This window comes from Streptomyces boncukensis (genome assembly GCF_011045075.1).
Lineage (GTDB): Bacteria > Actinomycetota > Actinomycetes > Streptomycetales > Streptomycetaceae > Streptomyces > Streptomyces boncukensis.
This window is the reverse complement of the sequence record NZ_JAAKZZ010001020.1, coordinates 1-990: the sequence shown is the minus strand read 5'-3', so window position 1 is coordinate 990 and position 990 is coordinate 1. Positions and strand designations below refer to the sequence as shown.

The following is a 990-nucleotide window of genomic DNA, read 5'->3' as shown; positions in this document are numbered from 1 at the left end:
GTCCTGGGGGACATCGGTGGTGACGCTGACCACGCCGGGGCGCAGATCGCGGGGGGTGGGCATCTGGCTGCCGGGGAGCTGCACGGCAGCGGCACCGTGCGCGACGGCGGAGGCCAGCGCCTCCGGGCCGGAGGCGCCGGCGGCCAGCGCCGTCAGCAGGCCCGCGAGGGAGGCGTCGCCCGCGCCCACGTCGCTGCGTACGGCGTCGACCGGCGCGCTGGCGAAGGCGGTGCCGGAGGCGTCCACGAGCAGCTGGCCGGTGGCGCCCAGGCTGGCCAGCACCGTTCCGGCACCCGCGGCGTGGACGTCCTCCGCGGCCTTGACCGCGTCTCCCACCGTGCCGAGCGGGCGGCCGACGACCTCGGCCAGCTCGTCCGCGTTCGGCTTGACGACATCGGGGCCCTCGGCGAGAGCGGCCACCAGCGCCGGGCCCGAGCTGTCCAGCGCGACGCGTACCCCCGCGGCACGGGCACGCGCGACCAGAGCCGCGTACCACGCGTCGGCCAGCCCGCGGGGGAGGCTGCCGCAGCAGGCGAGCCACGTCGCGCCGCGCTGGACGGCTTCGGCCCCGGCCGCCTCGGTCGCGACGGCCTCCAGCAGTGCGGCGGACTCCTCGGCACTGATCTCGGGCCCGGCCGCGTTGACCTTGGTGAGGGTGCCGTCGGGCTCGGCCAGCGCGACATTGACCCGGGTCGAACCGCGCACCGGGACGCCGGCCACCGCGATGCCGGCCTCCTCCAGCAGCCGGGAGAGCAGCGCACCCTCGGGCCCGCCGAGCGGGAGCACCGCGACGGTGCGGTGCCCGGCGGCGGCCACGGCGCGGGAGACGTTGACCCCCTTGCCGCCGGGGTCGACCCGGTCCCCCTCGGTGCGCAGCACGCCGCCCCGGACGAGGCCGGGGATCTCATACGTACGGTCGAGGCTGGGGTTGGGGGTGAGGGTGAGCACTGTCATCGGAGCGGTGTTCCAGTCGTACGGAGGGACGGGGAG

1 protein-coding gene is annotated in these 990 nt (G+C 77.3%); it reads right to left on the bottom strand.

Going from position 1 to position 990, the window contains the following annotated elements; genetic code table 11:
* The coding region (pfkB, locus tag G5C65_RS37685; RefSeq protein WP_165303562.1) for a 1-phosphofructokinase at positions 1-954 on the bottom strand (954 nt) is incomplete at its 3' end.
* Between the last annotated feature and the right edge of the window lie 36 nt (positions 955-990).